This window comes from Niveispirillum fermenti (assembly GCF_052474395.1).
Window position 1 is genome coordinate 1975925 of the sequence record NZ_CP156681.1, and the last position, 15801, is coordinate 1991725.

The 15801-nt window shown below is 59.3% G+C and carries 16 protein-coding genes and 1 pseudogene; 13 read left to right on the forward strand and 4 right to left on the reverse strand.

Annotated features, from left to right (window positions below):
* Positions 1–412: 412 nt before the first annotated feature.
* Together ABC728_RS20430 and ABC728_RS20435 are read right to left on the reverse strand one after the other, a co-directional pair.
* Positions 413–2527, reverse strand: a complete 2115-nt coding sequence (locus ABC728_RS20430) for a DEAD/DEAH box helicase (RefSeq protein ID WP_416617575.1) — start codon at positions 2525–2527, stop codon at positions 413–415.
* On the reverse strand, positions 2527–3450 hold the full coding sequence (locus tag ABC728_RS20435) for a HamA C-terminal domain-containing protein (protein ID WP_416617574.1): 924 nt from the start codon (positions 3448–3450) through the stop codon (positions 2527–2529). Before ABC728_RS20435 ends, ABC728_RS20430 begins: the two co-directional genes overlap by 1 nt.
* Positions 3451–3776: 326 nt before the next feature.
* On the opposite strand from ABC728_RS20435, the gene ABC728_RS20440 reads away from it, so the two are divergent.
* From ABC728_RS20440 to ABC728_RS20450, 3 genes are all read left to right on the forward strand, one after another.
* Positions 3777–4304 (forward strand): antirestriction protein ArdA, encoded by a 528-nt coding sequence (locus ABC728_RS20440; protein ID WP_416617573.1) that lies wholly within the window; start codon positions 3777–3779, stop codon positions 4302–4304.
* 198 nt (positions 4305–4502) lie between these two features.
* Entirely contained in the window at positions 4503–4718 is a 216-nt protein-coding gene (locus ABC728_RS20445) for a transcriptional regulator domain-containing protein (protein ID WP_416617572.1), read from the forward strand.
* A gap of 46 nt (positions 4719–4764) precedes the next feature.
* The gene (locus ABC728_RS20450) at positions 4765–5286 is read left to right on the forward strand and encodes a DUF2285 domain-containing protein (protein ID WP_416617571.1); all 522 of its coding nucleotides are present in this window, start codon (positions 4765–4767) and stop codon (positions 5284–5286) included.
* A gap of 16 nt (positions 5287–5302) precedes the next feature.
* Here ABC728_RS20450 and ABC728_RS20455 read toward each other — a convergent pair whose 3' ends face one another.
* Positions 5303–5590, reverse strand: coding sequence for a DNA -binding domain-containing protein (locus ABC728_RS20455; RefSeq protein ID WP_416617570.1), 288 nt, complete (start codon positions 5588–5590; stop codon positions 5303–5305).
* A 463-nt stretch (positions 5591–6053) separates the two neighbouring features.
* Here ABC728_RS20455 and ABC728_RS20460 point away from each other — a divergent pair, with 463 nt between their 5' ends.
* The 9 genes and pseudogenes from ABC728_RS20460 (at position 6054) to floR (ending at position 13624) form a co-directional block, all read left to right on the forward strand.
* A complete protein-coding gene (locus ABC728_RS20460) occupies positions 6054–6323 on the forward strand; it encodes a helix-turn-helix transcriptional regulator (protein WP_023516906.1) in 270 nt (89 codons plus the stop codon).
* A complete protein-coding gene (locus ABC728_RS20465; RefSeq protein WP_416617569.1) occupies positions 6324–7400 on the forward strand; it encodes a replication initiator protein A in 1077 nt (358 codons plus the stop codon). It abuts the gene before it with no gap.
* 61 nt (positions 7401–7461) lie between these two features.
* Positions 7462–7980 (forward strand): DUF2840 domain-containing protein, encoded by a 519-nt coding sequence (locus tag ABC728_RS20470; protein ID WP_416617568.1) that lies wholly within the window; start codon positions 7462–7464, stop codon positions 7978–7980.
* Positions 7977–8522, forward strand: a complete 546-nt coding sequence (locus ABC728_RS20475) for a S26 family signal peptidase (RefSeq protein WP_416617567.1) — start codon at positions 7977–7979, stop codon at positions 8520–8522. The genes ABC728_RS20470 and ABC728_RS20475 overlap by 4 nt, the downstream gene beginning before the upstream one ends.
* Before the next feature lie 36 nt (positions 8523–8558).
* The gene (locus ABC728_RS20480; RefSeq protein ID WP_174835053.1) at positions 8559–8894 is read left to right on the forward strand and encodes a DUF736 domain-containing protein; all 336 of its coding nucleotides are present in this window, start codon (positions 8559–8561) and stop codon (positions 8892–8894) included.
* Complete coding sequence (locus ABC728_RS20485) at positions 8891–9823, forward strand: lytic transglycosylase domain-containing protein (protein WP_416617566.1); 933 nt, start codon at positions 8891–8893, stop codon at positions 9821–9823. The genes ABC728_RS20480 and ABC728_RS20485 overlap by 4 nt, the downstream gene beginning before the upstream one ends.
* Positions 9824–10283: 460 nt before the next feature.
* Positions 10284–10742, forward strand: a pseudogene (locus ABC728_RS20490) (type VI secretion protein); the annotation flags it as partial.
* A gap of 327 nt (positions 10743–11069) precedes the next feature.
* A complete protein-coding gene (locus tag ABC728_RS20495; RefSeq protein ID WP_445376657.1) occupies positions 11070–12191 on the forward strand; it encodes a DUF3363 domain-containing protein in 1122 nt (373 codons plus the stop codon).
* 218 nt (positions 12192–12409) lie between these two features.
* Positions 12410–13624 carry a chloramphenicol/florfenicol efflux MFS transporter FloR gene (gene floR, locus ABC728_RS20500; RefSeq protein ID WP_416617565.1) on the forward strand — a complete coding sequence of 405 codons (1215 nt, stop codon included), beginning with the start codon at positions 12410–12412 and terminating at the stop codon, positions 13622–13624.
* Between the two features lie 244 nt (positions 13625–13868).
* Here the strand turns inward: floR and tetR are convergent, their stop codons facing one another.
* Positions 13869–14495, reverse strand: a complete 627-nt coding sequence (gene tetR / locus ABC728_RS20505) for a tetracycline resistance transcriptional repressor TetR (RefSeq protein WP_416617564.1) — start codon at positions 14493–14495, stop codon at positions 13869–13871.
* A 104-nt stretch (positions 14496–14599) separates the two neighbouring features.
* Here tetR and tet(G) point away from each other — a divergent pair, with 104 nt between their 5' ends.
* Complete coding sequence (tet(G), locus tag ABC728_RS20510; protein WP_445376478.1) at positions 14600–15778, forward strand: tetracycline efflux MFS transporter Tet(G); 1179 nt, start codon at positions 14600–14602, stop codon at positions 15776–15778.
* Positions 15779–15801: the final 23 nt, after the last annotated feature.

The window sequence follows — 15801 nt, forward strand, 5'->3', positions numbered from 1 at the left end:
GGCTTCAATCTCCAACGTATAGCTGTCGCAACTTAGAAATGCTGTCCCTGCGCAAAGCGTCGAGGGTTTTCTCACCGGCGGCTATCCGGCTCCCTACAGCGCAATGTGGAAGCGCGCTCGCTTTCGGACCAGCACGCTGCCGCAAGCGATGATATCTACGCGACAAACCCTTCTGAACGGAGTTCGAATCCCTTCCGATCCTCCACAAGCATGGTCATCGGAGCGCGATAACAATTCCTACGTGCGGGCTGCACCTACCTGACGGGCGGAAGACGAACAAACAGAGAGCTACACCTACGCTATAGCCCTACAGAACGGAGGCTAGAAGGAGGTGCCCAACGGGGGGCGGAGAGATGCCGGGACGCTCCCGTCCCGGCCCTAAACGTTCGCGCGCCCACGAAAAACCTAGAGGCTAAATTGCCTTTTCCGTCGGCTCCGGATCGTCAAGCGTGATCCCGTCGAAAAAGAAACGAACTACATAGCGATCAAAGGGACCAAGTGACCTAATCGCTAACACTGCATCTTTTCCAAGATTCTTAAAGCGATCAATTGCCTTCAATAGATCCATGCTGGGGTCTTGAAAGTCAATCAAACCAGATATGTGGATTTTTTTTGAAATCATGCGTGGCAAGCCATACTCTTCGAGATGGTAGACTGCACTAGGTAAAAACGCTCTGCTCATTCTACCTATAAAGGCAGAAATATCGACTGACGGATTAATAATCATCTTATGAAGTTCGTTTGTATCGCTCAGAAGGGCCGCCAACTTGAACGTCATAGTCCGTTCGAGCTTGAAAAAATCGTCAATATCGACGCCATCGCCTTTAAGGGTCGATATTAGTTGGGGCAAATCCCGATCCCAATTGTGAGCCATCGTCTTAGTTGCCGTCACAAGTTTGCCGAATTGCGTATCCCAATTCCCGGGCTTAAGCCGTAAGACCCTGTAGAGCATATTGTCCCAGTGATCGGGGTTACTGGAGTTCAGATAACCAAAGCCACGCCATTCGTCGGGATTATCCCTCATATCCATTGCCAGCCGAAGTAAGAAATCCGCATCGCTATCTTGCAGGATGTTGTCGCGCTTTATGTGCGCAAAATTTTCATCCCCAATGATCGCGGACATTTGTGTGCGATACTCAATTATCCGCTCCACTTGCCGATCTGTGAGTTGATCTGAATCCCGCACCTCATCGAGTGTTCCCAGTATTTCCTCTGGGAACTCAATATCAAGCTGAACGTCCTCAGATTTTGGCGGGGCGTCAAGAAGGTATATATTTCCGACAAAATACTTAAACATTCGGCCGCCCCGGCCGATGATATTCTTATATGTAAAGTCCTTAAGGTTTGTATTTCCTAGCTTGCTTTTCCACACAATGACGTTTTGAGCAGACGTATTGACACCTTCTATTATTGACGATGTGGATACAATACTATCAAATCCATCTTCATATTCGAAAAGACGTATTTGTAGCTGACTGAGGCATCGATGCATGCTGCCGTTGTGAACACCAATCGCTCGATCAACCAAATCTGCTAAGCTCCAGTCCGGCTGATAATTTTGCCTAAGCCACTTGGAGAAGTGGCTTGTATATATGCGATCAACAGGTTGAATCTTTGATATAACAAGTTCCGAAATTTTCTTTATTTCAGAATATGTTCCCGCATATATCAATGATTTTTGTGTTTGCTGAGAAATTAAATCGATTAATTTTTCGCCCTTCTTGGTTTCGTCTTTTCCGAATTCCTTATACGGCTCCTTAATATCAAGATATACGGTATTAAAGTCTAGAAGCTCGACGAATTCCATGTCGCGAGTAAAGGCGTTGTCGCTCAATCTTTTGATGTTTGGTGCAAGGTAATACCTCTGTTTCGCCTTCTTCGAGAGCTTCAGGATCGCTTTAATGAGTGCAGGCGCGCGATCACGGTCATGCTTTTGACTTGCCTTGTAAAACTCATCGACCACTAGCAAGTCTATGCTATCAAGCGCATCCAGATAACCGAAGGCACGCTCCTGCGGAAATATAAGTATATTTTTTGCTCCAAGTTTTGTATCTGGCGCTGTGACTATTGTATACTCTTCAGAGAACTTTTTGAACAATCGGCGGCGCGTTTCGTCCATCAGGGCGATAGTGGGCACGATAATCACTACATTGCTCGGCCTTTTGGCTGCAATGAATGCATCAATGACAAAACTCTTTCCGAAGCTAGTCGGAGCGCTAATCGCTATGTTCTTGCCATCCAAAAGCTTGGCGAGAACGCTCGACTGCTCGCGATGGAGTGTTGCGACGCGCCGACCAACATCAACTTCAAATGCATGATGAACATATTTCTGATCCCATGAAGCGTTTGCCAGTTGCAGGTAGGGGAATAGTCCAGTCGCGCGGATCATATGATTGACCACTTGCGGATAAGGGGTTTTGGAATGATCGAGGTTTGCCAGTAGGCGGATCAGGAGATTTCTGGCGGCGATCTCGTTCTTGAGTGTCAGAAGCCTGTTGATCTCGTAGCAGGTATCAAAAACATCCATTAGCTCTGCCCCTTATAGAAAGCGACGGCTTGGACGAAAGCGTTGACGATTTTCTTCTTGCTAGGGACTGGAAACAGGATGATGTGAAAATTTAGATCGTCATATTTATGGACCGAACTCGATTTCGCGATTTGCTTAAGGAAATAAGCGTCTGCGCGGCTTTTATGAAATTTGATAATTTCCGCCTTGTAGGCTTCGCTTAGGTCTTTTGCGCCTGAGGTAATCGAGCATTCGTGCAATAGCAGGATTGGAATATGAATTTTTGCCTTCAAGTTGTCGATGGACTCCCTGTTGTCCAAAGCGGCTTTTATTTTGGCTCGAAGATCTGGCGCGATTGGTAGGCCGTCAAGATCAGATACGCTGGTTATAATAGCATTTTCTTTTTTTAACTTGTCCGTTGAAAGTGAATTCATGACCGAGGTTACGACGGAATCCAAGCGAGCATCGGCAATGGAATTGTAGAATTTTGCCTCTCCAAACCATAGCGTAAAATCGTCTCCATCAATGACGATATGAACACTGTCCGCCCCTTTGGCGTTATCCTGAACATTTTGCTTATAAAAAATTTTCGGGACTACGGGCAGTGCACCAAAGCGATGACGCATCAGGCCATACAAAAATACTTCAGCAATTTCACTGCCCTGTCCGATTTCATCATTGTCTGTAAGCCTCAGATTCTGAGCCGCTGCGATCAGACTGCTGTGGCTTTGATCGACAAGGGAAGATCGCTCTTTCTCAGATAGGGCAGTTTGAGCGATGTTATCCCACAAGTAATTTTGAAACTTTGGGTAGCGCCATTCCGCATCCTCAAAGTCATTTATCAAACTTATTATACGATTATTGACGATTTCTGTGAGCTGCTCTGTCGATGTTACTGAAGAAAGCGATTCATCTATCAAAACCTCAAATGCCAGCCCAGACATAAAAATAGACTCCCCCACCGAGACTGTCCCCGTCAGATAACGCTACAATTTGAGAGGATGCATGACTAGGTATTTTGTCGATGACCTCCGCGCAGATCATCGCCCTGTCCCTGACGCTCTCTGATTGGTTCGTTAGCACAGGCCTTAGGGCTCCGCCCTCAGCGCACTTCGAAAGGCTTCCGCCCAGCTTCCTCCGCGCTTGACGCGCTCCGTGCAGCCGGTTCCCCGCGCAGCCTCCCTCCGTTTGCACACCCGGTCTCGGCGACGGCCAGAAGGTCAGGCGCGGCGTTCCGCTTCGCTGACCTTCAGACCCGAGGATCAGAGACATGACCAACGTATCCGACAGCAACCCCCGCATCTATGTTGCCTGCCTTGCAGCCTACAACAACGGCTATCTGCATGGGGCTTGGATCGACGCGGATCAGGACACCGACCAGATCAGGGACGAGATTGCCGCGATGCTTGTCCGTTCCCCCGTCGAGGATGCGGAGGAATACGCCATTCACGACTATGAGGGCTTCGAGGGCGTCAGCATCTCCGAATATGCCGGCATCGACGGCGTGGCGCGGATGGCCGCTTTCATCGCAGAGCATGGCGCACTCGGTGCGGGCCTGCTGGAGCAGTTCGGCGGCGACATGGATCAAGCCGAATCCACCTTGGAGGACTGCTATCATGGTCAGTTCGCCAGCCTTGCCGACTACATGGAGGAGCTGACCACGGAAAGCGTCACGATCCCCGAGCCGCTGCGCTACTATGTCGATTGGGATGCGATGGCGCGCGACGCCGAGATGGGCGGCGATCTGTTCACCATCGAGACGACGCACGGCGAGGTGCATGTGTTTTCCAACAGATGAAAACATGGTCGCCTGTCTGCATTTGCGGGCGGGCAGCTAGCCAGACGGCGACGATAGTGTTAAGAAGAAAATAACCAATAATGATCGGGTTATCCGCTCAACATATCTACTTTGAGCGGCTTCTAATACTTCAAACAATACTTGAATCTCTCTGGTCCGGGCGCGGCCTCGCGCGCCCCGGCTTTGGGAGGTGACGCCATGCTTAGCATCGACTGGCGTTTGCCGGCGGCATACAGACACGCGAAGCACATTCCGGCCGCCGGTTTCGCTTGGGAATACCTGCGCCGCAACGACGAATATCGTCAGGACTTCCAGACCATCGCATCGACCGGACAGCCGACCGGGCGCAACCTTGAAGCGTTCGCGGATCGCTGGGGGTTGCGATTTCCCGTGCGATCCCGACGCGCCGCATGACCGGCCGCCACCAATCTGGAGGCCGAGCCTTCAGCCGCAAGCGGTGATGCTGTCGCCGGCCGAGCACATGGACGGCGACACCGAACCAATATTGACGCTGGCGCATCTCGACGGCCTCGACCTGCGCCGCGCCGCCGATGGCTGGCACGGCGTCTGGCAGGTGGATGGCGTCGCACATCAATTCTGGCTGCCCGAGGCGGTGCCCGACGCAGCCGCCTTCTATGCCGTCACCCTGCCGATAGATTCCTTTCTGGAGCTGCGCGCCCACGCTGCCCGCCGTCTTTGGCGGTCCCTCAACGGCCGCGCGCCCGGTCCCGACTTCCGGGCCGTTCCCGCCCAGCTCCGGCAATGGCATATCCTGTCCCTGCGCGCGCTCGACGCCCGGCTGCACGGCGAGAGCTATCGCACCATCGCTGAAGTCCTGCTTGGCTTTCGCGGCACCAAGGAAGACTTTGAGAACGATCCGCGCAAGAACAAGGCCCGCCGCCTGGTCGCGCACGGTATCAAGATGATGCGAGGCGGCTATCGCCCGTTGCTCCACTATCCGATCAAGCCCGGCAAGCGTTGATCGGGAGGCGTGGCCCTCACGCCTTGTTAGCTGCCGCCTGCTCCAGAATCTTGCGATAGCCCTCACGCGATAGCCATTGCGCGCGTTCGAGGTGGCTTTGCCAGCAACGATAGGTCCGAAGTTCCTCGGCTGCCGGATCGCGGTGCAGCACGATCCGCGCGACTTCCTTCCAGTCCGCGCCCTCGGCCTTCGCATCGAGAAGGCGCAGATAGGTGACGTAGTGGCGTTCGTCATAGGCGGTTATGGCGTTGCCGGCTGGCGCTTCGTCGTCCACATCGGGATCGAGTTCGACAGGCACTCGCATGTCCACTCCCCTTATCCGAGAGGGTTTGTCTGCGGTGCGCCCCCGCAAACGATTCTCTCTAACTCTTGGTGATCGGGGAGTTCGAAACCGCTGTTACACGGCCCCATGGCCTTTAGCTCGGAGAGCCTGTTGTATACGCCACAGGCTCCCCGACCATAGGTCAAGGAGTGCGGTGCCGTAACGGCCGGCACCAAACGGTAACAGAGGGGTTTCGACGCCCCGGAGCAGCGCGTCTGCTCCACCCGCGATCTTAGCCGAGCCGCGCGCGAATGTCTTTGCCTATTCGGCGCGGCAGGCAACGAGCCGTTGAAATCCTTCACCTACTAGCCAGCGACGCCCCCGAGGGGGGTGCCGCCAGCGCATAGGCGCAAAAGCGGCACGCTACGCGCCGCCGATCCCTCGCCATGGTTCGCCACAGTCCGCTGCCGCCCCCCGGCAGCCCAATCCCGATTGGAGGTGATCCATGCCCAACCCGCTTGCGGGCCTGCCGCCACGCCTGTTGCGCACCAAGGAAGCCGCGCGCTTCCTCGGCATATCCATCCGCACCCTTGAGAAACATCGCACCTACGGCACCGGCCCGACCTATCGAAAGGTCGGCGGTCGCGTCCTCTACACCGTCCGCGATCTGGAAGACTGGAGCGCGGTCGGCGAACGCAAATCCACCCGCGACAAGACCGCCGGCACGGTCTTTCCCGCGCGTCCGCTCACACCCGAAGAACGGGACGAGTGCTAGATGCTGCGCGAGGACGATCACGCCCCCGCGCAGCCGACCGAGGACAGCGAGCGCAGCCGCCTGGACCCCTTCGTGGTCGCCACGGGCGATGCGCCGCCGCGCGATCAGCGCGACTTGATGGAACGGCCGTTCTTCTCGCTGGCGAAGACCCCGCGCACCAAGCCGATTCTCTACAAAGCCGCCGACATAGAGGTGCAGGTGTTCGGGATGCCCGAGCACGGCATGGCGACCATATGGGACGCCGATGTGCTCATATGGGCGGCCTCGCAGATCGTCGCGGCCGAGAATGACGGCCTCGCCACTTCGCGTTTCGTCCGGTTCACGCCCTACCACCTGTTGCGCGCCATCGGACGCCCGACCGGCAACCGGCAATATCTATTGCTCAAGGCCGCGCTGGCGCGGCTGCAATCGACTGTCATTGCCACCACGATCCGCAACGGCCCGCATTGGCGTCGCCGGCAATTCTCATGGATCAACGAGTGGGAGGAAATGACGACGCGCGCCGGCCGCGTTGAGGGCATGGAGTTCGTCCTGCCCGAATGGTTCTACAACAGCGTCATCGACCGCTCGCTGGTCCTGACCATCGACCCGGCCTATTTTCGGCTGACTGGCGGCATCGAGCGATGGCTTTACCGCGTTGCGCGAAAGCACGCCGGGCACCAGCGCCATGGCTGGATTTTCGAGGTCGCGCACCTTCATCAGAAATCCGGCAGCCTCGCCCGGCCGTCCGACTTCGCGCTGGACCTGCGCCGGATCGCGGCCCGCCAGCAACTCCCCGGCTACCGCCTCCAGATCGAGCGGGAAGACGGCCGCGAGCTGCTGCGCATCCGCCCCGAAAACTTATCAACAGGCACTGTTGATAACCCTGTTAATGCCATCGGCACATCAGGCGCAGGCAGTATCGGCACATCAGGCGCACGACTATCGGCACATCAGGCGCACGAACCGCAGCTAACGCTTTGGCCTGAAAAGCGGAATCCGACCGCTAACTTATCTAACAGAGAATCTAACTCTTTTTCTTTGACGCGCGCGCAGGCGAAGCGTGGTGCCGGTTCTGCCGGGAGCGGCGAGCCATGACGCCCGCCGTTAAAGCAGCGCACGCGCGCACCCCCCACCAGCACATCGCCGGAGACGCACAATGACCCGCCGCGCCCATCGCAGCGCGCACGGCCGTCCGCTGCCGGACGGGCCTGCGCCCTTCACGACATTGGTTGAACTCACGTTCGAGAAGCGCCGCATCGAGCACTGGATACGCTTCGGCCGCAAGAGCTACGAACAGATCATCGACCGCCGCCGGAGTGTCGTCGGCTTCGCGCCGGGCAGCGTCTTCGCCTTCGTCCGATGGGCGAACGGCGAGCATGGCACGGTCGTTTCCCGCATCGACATTGTGCGGGCAATCGGGCGCGGCGAGCCGTTCCAGACATTGCCATTCGTCCGCCCCGGCGGCGAAATCCTGTTGCGCCTCGACGGTTGGCCGAAGGTGCAGCGCGGGCTTGCCGCCATCGACGCCGTGGAATCGCTCGGCCTCGATCCAGCCGACGCCGCACCCGAGTATTGGCGGCATGTCCACAACCGTTTGACCGCCAATCTGGAGCCGCACGCCTACACGCCCGAGCGACATGCCGCGTGGCTTCACCGCCGAAGGATCGAGCCATGACGCGCCGCCGCACCCTCACGGTGACGGCGCTCGCCGCCATCGGCATCGCCGCCGCCAGCGCCGTCGATTGGCCCGTGAAACTCATCTGGAACGCGACGGCCAGCGCACCCATCGGCTTCTACACGGTCGAGCCGGCCGAGCGGATCGAGGTGCCCGAGCTGGTCGCCGTCATGCCGCCCGAACCGCTCGCCGCCTTCATGTCCGAGCGCGGCTATATCGCGCGCGGCGTCCCGCTGTTGAAGCGCGTCTTGGGCCTACCGGGACAGCGGGTTTGCCGCACTGGCCGCACGATCACGGTTGACGGGATCGAGATGGGCGAGGCGCTGGAGCGCGACAGCCTCGGCCGCGATCTGCCCGTCTGGCAGGGCTGCCGAGTGATCGGCGACGGCCAGCTTTTCCTTATGAATTGGGAAGTCCGCGACAGCCTCGACGGCCGCTATTTCGGACCCATCCCCGCAGCTTCCGTCATCGGCCGAGCGGTTCCGCTCTGGACCGATGAGGAAGGCGTCAGCCGCTACGAGTGGCGCGCACCGACGCACTGAAACCATCCCTCGAAAGCCAATCACAGGAGATTTTCCATGGCAGAAATAGGCACCTTCACCCGCACCGAAACCGGCTATGCCGGGAAGCTACATTCGTTCGGCCTCCGCGATAAGCTGTTCATCGTTCCGGCCAAGCCGAGCGACGTGAAGAACGCGCCCGACTATCGCGTGCGCCTCGATAGCGAGGACGGCCCGGACACCGGCCCCGCATGGAAAGACTCCAGCGAAAACGCTGGCGAGTTTGTGTCGTTGCGGCTGGAGGGACCGATCTTCCCGTTCCCGATCCGCGCCAAGCTGTTCCAGTCCAACGACGATCCATCGGTCTGGACGCTGCGTTGGAAGCACCCCCGGAAAGTCGAGGACGAGGAATGACGGCCGCGCGCGTCCGGCCCGCCATTCGGTCCAAGATCGTCATCCCTTTGTTCGCGGAAAAGCCGTCTCATCCCTTCGTCCCGCTCGGCCACCGGACGGCCGGCGCGCGCAGCGAAGGTCAGGGGCGGCCATCGGCCGGCGCTTGCGCCTTGCCCTTGACCGCAGCGAGCACGCTGGCAGGCTGGTGTCGAAGCGGAGACAGGACTGCATGGCATTATGCCGTCCTGATACTGGCCGGCGCGCTTTCCGTCTGCGTCGGATCGGGCGTCGCGGTCGCGCAATCCGCGTCCGTCGAGCGCCCGGCTGCCGCCCATCCCTATGCAGCCCATATCGCCGAGGCGTCGCAGCGTTTCGGCATACCGGAGCATTGGATCGTTGCGGTGCTACGCGCCGAGAGCGCGGGCGATGTGCGCGCGGTTTCGTCGGCCGGCGCGATGGGACTGATTCAGGTGATGCCCGATACATGGGCGGGCCTGCGCGTCCGCTACGGCCTCGGCCGCGATCCCTACGACCCGCGCGACAACATCCTCGCAGGCACGGCCTACCTGCGCGAAATGTTCGACCGCTACGGCAATGTCGCGGCGATGCTCGCGGCCTACAATGCCGGCCCCGGCCGCTATGACGAATACCTTGCGACCGGCCGCACCCTGCCGGCCGAAACGCGGGCCTATGTCGCCGCGCTCGCGCCGATCCTCGGCGGCGCGGCTGCAACCGATCCGCCGTCATCGGCACCGCCGCCGCCGCCAGATTGGCGCGAGGCACCGCTGTTCGTCATGCGTCCGGGCGACGCGCGGGCTGTCGCCGCGCCGCCGTCCGACGCACGATCCGGCGACGGCCGCGCGACCGTTCCGGTGCGCGATCCCGTCGATACGGAGTCACAGGGCGACAGCATTTTCGTCGCCGACGCGAGCGGTTCGGGAACGCCATGAGGACGGCGTTCCCGCGCTCGGCGGCGCTCATTCCGGTGTCCAGTCAGGCAGGTTTTTGCCCGGCTGGATTCCCGGCAGGAGGGGCAGAAAAGGCAGAAAGGGCGGAGGGCAAGATTAAAGAAGACGGCACCATATCGGGCCGCTTCTGGAAATTATTGTTGTCTGCACACTGGTTAGGTTGCCGATTCCGGCACCGTGGTTTTGAGGGGCCGCGTGCCGCGATTTCGCGCAAAGCCTTGGCTTTGCAGGGTTTCGAGCGGCACCATAGGCCCATATCGGCCGTTTTTCGGCGGTTTCGTCAGGAGTCGCGCCCATGAGCGCCGACGACGAAAACCGCTTCCGCCCGAAGCCCGGCGGCATCCGATCCGACACGCCGAAGGCCGGCAAGACCAAGAGTTTTCTCACGCAGGTCAAGAAGATCACCCGCCAGCATCAGGCGGCAGCTTCCCGCGATCCTTCCATGCCGTCACCCGCCCGCCCGTCATCGCCGGGCCGTTCCCGCGCCGTGGTCGCCAGCGGCAAGGGCGTGAAGCGCGGCCGGGGCGCGAGCTTCGTCCGCGCCCGCAACATCTCCGGCCAATGGCATCATCGCCAGCCCGGCAGCCGCCGCGTGATCGTCAAGCAGCGCAGCGTCCGGGCCGCGTGGAAGGGCGGACGCGCCCGCGCGCATCTGCGCTATGTGCAGCGCGACGGCACGTCACGCGACGGCGAGCGCGGCCGGCTCTATTCGGCAACCGAGGACCGCGCCGATGGCGACGCCTTCCTTGATCGCGGCAAGGACGACCGCCACCAATTCAGATTCATCGTCTCGCCCGAGGACGGCGCGGAGCTGTCGGACCTCACGGCCTACACCCGCGATTTCATGAAACAGGTGGAAGCGGACCTTGGCACGAAACTCGATTGGGTTGCCGTCAATCACTACAACACCGGCCATCCCCATGTGCATATCGTCGTCAACGGCCGCGACGATACCGGCGGGGATCTAGTCATCAACGGCGACTATCTTTCGGCCGGCTTGCGCGAGCGCGCCAGCGAGCTTGCCAGTCTGGAACTCGGCCCCGTTACCGAGATCGAGCAGACCCGCAAGCTGTCCGCCGAAATCGACCAAGACCGTTTCACCCGCATCGACCGCGCCATGGCCGAGGAAGCCGATGCCCGTTTCCTCGACCTGCGCCATGAACCGGCAGAGCCAAGGCGGCAGTTCGAGCGGACGCTGCGTTTGCGCCGTCTCGGCAAGCTGGAGAAGATGGGGCTGGCGACCGAACACGCGCCCGCCGTTTGGGAATTGAGCAAGGACATGGAGCCGGCCCTGCGCGAGTTGGGCGAGCGCGGCGACATTATCCGCACCATGCAGAAGGCCCTCGGCCCGCAGGGCGGCGAACGCGATCCCATGAGTTTCCAAATCCATGACGGGGTGCCCGAGACGCCGATCTTTGGCCGCGTCGTGGACAAACACCTATCTGACGAGCTGGGAGAGAACCTGACAATCGTAGTGGACGGGATCGACGGCCGCACGCACCACATCGCCGGCATCGCGCTCGAGCGGCTGGAGGATGCCCGCATTGGCGGCATCATCGAGATCGGCCCGGCCGAGGCGGCAGCCCGACCGTCCGACCGCGCCATCACGGCCATCGCCGAGGACGGCATCTATCGGCCGAGCCGCCATCTGGAGCAGGCGAAATTCGAGGGCTGCGTTCCGGGCGGCGACTATGAGGGCTATGTCGATGCCCATGTCCGCCGACTGGAGGCGCTGCGCCGGGCCGGGATCGTCGAGCGGATCGACACCGACCAATGGCGCATCCCCGATGATCTGGTCAGCCGCGCCGCCGTCTATGACGCCGGCCGCGACAGGCAGGCCAGCGTGCGCGTGCTTTCCCCGGTCGATCTGCAAAGGCAGATCGGTTCGGATGGCGCGACCTGGTTGGACCGGCGGCTGATCCATGGCGAAACGGCCGACCTTGCTCCGGTCGGTTTCGGCCAGCAGGTGCGCGACGCCATGGACCAGCGGCGCGAGCATCACATCGAACAGGGCGACGCCACCCGAGCGCGGAACGGCCGCATCTTCTACCGCCGCAGCCTTCTCGCCACCCTGCGCGAGCGCGAGGTTGCCCGCGTCGGCGCAGAGATGGCCGAGAGCAAGGGACTGCCGTTCCGCGCCGCCACGGACGGCGAGAACGTCAGCGGCAAGTTCACCGGCACCGTGCAGCTATCAAGCGGCAAGTTCGCCGTGGTCGAGCAATCCCATGAATTTACGCTAGTCCCGTGGCGGCCGGTCATCGACCGCCAACTCGGCCGCGAGGTCATGGGCGTCGTGCAGGGCGGATCGGTGTCGTGGCAGTTGGGGCGGCAAAGGGGGTTGGGACTTTAGAGCACCTGAAACGGCGTTGCGACACCGACGCTATTCGGATAGGAGATAGATACTCGTATTGCCAAGTGTGGAGCTATCAGCATGGGAACCGCTAAGTCAGCAGACAAGTAAGCCGCAACAACAAACACTGTTGTTGCGGCGTTCTGTAAGACCAATCCCAATCTGATTGTTGACGAGCAGACGCCGCCCGGAATCCTTAATCGAGCGGTTTATTCGTCATGACTATCACACGCCCCGCGTGGGCCTATACGTTGCCGGCAGCCCTGCTGCTGATGGCTCCCTTCGACATCCTCGCGTCACTGGCGATGGATATTTATCTCCCCGTCGTTCCAGCGATGCCTGGCATCCTGAACACGACGCCATCCATGATCCAACTCACGTTGAGCCTCTACATGGTTGTGCTCGGCGTGGGGCAGGTGATCTTTGGCCCAATGTCGGATCGCATCGGGCGACGGCCGATCTTGCTTGCGGGCGGGGCGCTTTTCATCGTTGCTTCTCTCGGAGCGGCATGGTCGTCAACGGCCGCAACCTTCGTCGCGTTTCGCTTGCTACAAGCGGTCGGCGCGTCGGCGGCGTTGGTGGCGACGTTCGCGACGGTTCGCGACGTTTATGCCAGCCGCCCCGAGGGTGTCGTCATCTACGGTCTTTTCAGTTCGATGCTGGCCTTCGTCCCCGCCCTTGGTCCCATCGCTGGAGCGTTGATCGGCGAGTTTTTCGGATGGCGAGCGATATTCGTCACGCTGGCCGCACTGGCTTTGCCCGCACTCTTGAATGCTGGTTTGAGGTGGCACGAAACCCGCCCGTTTGATGAAGCGAAGACTCGCCGGTCCGTTTTGCCTATCTTCGCCAGCCCGGCCTTTTGGGTTTACACGGTCGGCTTTAGCGCGGGCATGGGCACCTTCTTCGTCTTCTTCTCGACAGCCCCCCGTGTGCTCATAGGCCAAGCGGGCTATTCGGAGATCGGATTCAGCTTGGCCTTTGCCACTGTCGCGTTCGTCATGATCGTGACAACCCGTTTTGCGAAGTCCTTTGTCGCCAGATGGGGCATTGCGGGATGCGTAGCGCGCGGGATGACGTTGCTCGTTTGCGGGGCGGCTCTGTTGGGGATGGGTGAATTTTTCGGCTCGCCGTCATTCCTCAGCTTCATCCTGCCGATGTGGGTTATAGCGGTCGGAATTGTCTTCACAGTGTCCGTTACCGCCAACGGCGCACTTGCACAGTTTGATGACATCGCGGGATCAGCGGTCGCGTTCTACTTCTGCATCCAAAGCCTGATCGTCAGCATCGTCGGGACATTGGCGGTAACGCTAATAAACGGTGACACAGCATGGCCCGTGATCTGTTACGCGACGACGATGGCGGTGTTGGTATTGACGGGTCTGGTGCTACTTCGCTCCCGTAACGTTCCTGCCGAGAGATCGCCAGTCGCCTGACCGGCGAGCGGCAGGACGGCTAGAACCCATACAGCGCACTCGCCATCGCGGCCTTACGAATGGCGGTATCCTGTCTGGCAGGATACCGCTCATTATGCCCTGCGCCGGCGAGTCAGAGCCGGTCGCCTTCTCGGTTGTCTGAACTATCGTCATATCGCCACCGAGACGAAGCACGACTTTTCCAGCCCATTTCTGCAATGCCGCCAGCGTTCTTGCCGACCTCACTGGGGTCGCGCATAAGCCTTTAATCTATTGCGGATGAACGTAGCCGCTCGAAACCGGTGATGAGGCTGTCAAGTCCGAAGTTGAACGCAGCATCTATGCCTTCTGTTTCCAACTCGTGAAACAGATCGTGCAGGAAGGACGATGCTGCCTGCCCGGACACATCTGATCTGTCCGACATTCTCTCATCGGCATCAGATGCCTGCTGTTCGAGAACGGAACCGACCACATAGTGACTGACCGCCCGGAGCGCCCAAACAGCGTGCTTCGGACCAAAGCCCGCCGCGCAGAGAAAGCGTATTTGTGTCTCGGCAGTGCCAAAATTCGGTTCTGTCGGTCGAGTGCCGGCATGGATGCGCGCCCCGTCGCGATAATAGAGCAACGCCGTTCTGAAACTCTGGGCGTTCTCTTTCAGGAATAGCCGCCAGTCTTCGTTCTCTCCGGGTAGCGAGCGGGTGTGGCGTTCCGTCAACATCGCCTCCGCAAGTGCGTCAAGCAGCGCGCGCTTGCTCTGGAAATGCCAGTAAAGCGCAGGCTGCTGAACCTTGAGGCGTTCAGCGAGCTTTCGCGTCGTCAGGTTGTCCATGCCAACCTCGTTCAGCAGCTCCAGCGCCGCTGCGATCACGGTGCCTTTGTCCAGTTTGGTCATTCACGTTCCTCTGCCAGTGCTTGACAATTTATCAACGATAATTTCTATGTCTATGTTCTTATCATTGATAAAGTCGCTCGCATTGAGCGGCGCTGGAGTTTCAGGTGCGCAGCTCTGCCATCATCGCCCTGCTGATCGTCAGTCTCGACGCCATGGGACTCGGCCTCATCATGCCGGTCCTTCCGACGCTTCTGCGCGAGCTTGTACCGGCGGAGCAGGTCGCTGGTCACTATGGTGCTTTGCTGTCACTCTATGCGTTGATGCAGGTCATCTTCGCGCCCGTGCTTGGACAGTTTTCAGATGCTTACGGTCGGCGTCCGGTGCTTCTGGCTTCTCTTGCGGGGGCCGCAGTCGATTACACGATTATGGCATCAGCGCCGGTCTTATGGGTTCTCTATATCGGCCGAATCGTTTCTGGCATCACGGGAGCAACCGGAGCCGTAGCTGCCTCAACCATTGCCAATTCGACGGGGGAAGGTTCTCGCGCACGCTGGTTCGGCTACATGGGGGCCTGTTATGGAGCAGGCATGATTGCCGGGCCAGCACTTGGTGGCATGCTCGGTGGTATTTCTGCCCATGCTCCGTTTATCGCCGCTGCCCTTCTCAACGGCTTCGCGTTCCTGCTTGCCTACATTTTTCTCAAGGAGACTCATCACAGCCATGGCGGGGCCGGAAAGCCGGTTCGTATCAAACCATTCGTTCTGTTCCGGCTGGATGATACATTGCGCGGGCTAGCTGCACTTTTCGCAGTTTTCTTCATTATTCAACTGATCGGCCAAGTGCCTGCGGCCCTGTGGGTCATCTATGGCGAGGACCGTTTTCAGTGGGACACCACGACTGTTGGTTTGTCGCTTGCGGCGTTTGGAGCAACACATGCAATCTTCCAAGCGTTTGTTACCGGTCCGCTTTCAAGCCGGCTTGGAGAGCGGCGCACGCTGCTCTTTGGCATGGCTGCGGATGCGACTGGCTTCATTCTTCTGGCTTTTGCCACGCAGGGATGGATGGTGTTCCCGATTTTGTTGCTGCTTGCCGCCGGAGGTGTTGGCATGCCGGCCTTGCAGGCAATGCTTTCAAATAATGTCAGCAGTAACAAGCAAGGAGCTTTACAGGGAACGCTTACAAGCCTCACCAATCTAAGCTCTATCGCGGGACCGCTTGGCTTCACGGCACTCTATTCTGCTACCATAGGAGCATGGAACGGTTGGGTTTGGATTGTCGGCGTGATCCTCTATTTAATATGTCTGCCAATACTACGCAGACCTTTCGCAACTCATTGTGATTGAGTCATGGCGAATTGGTATGCGTA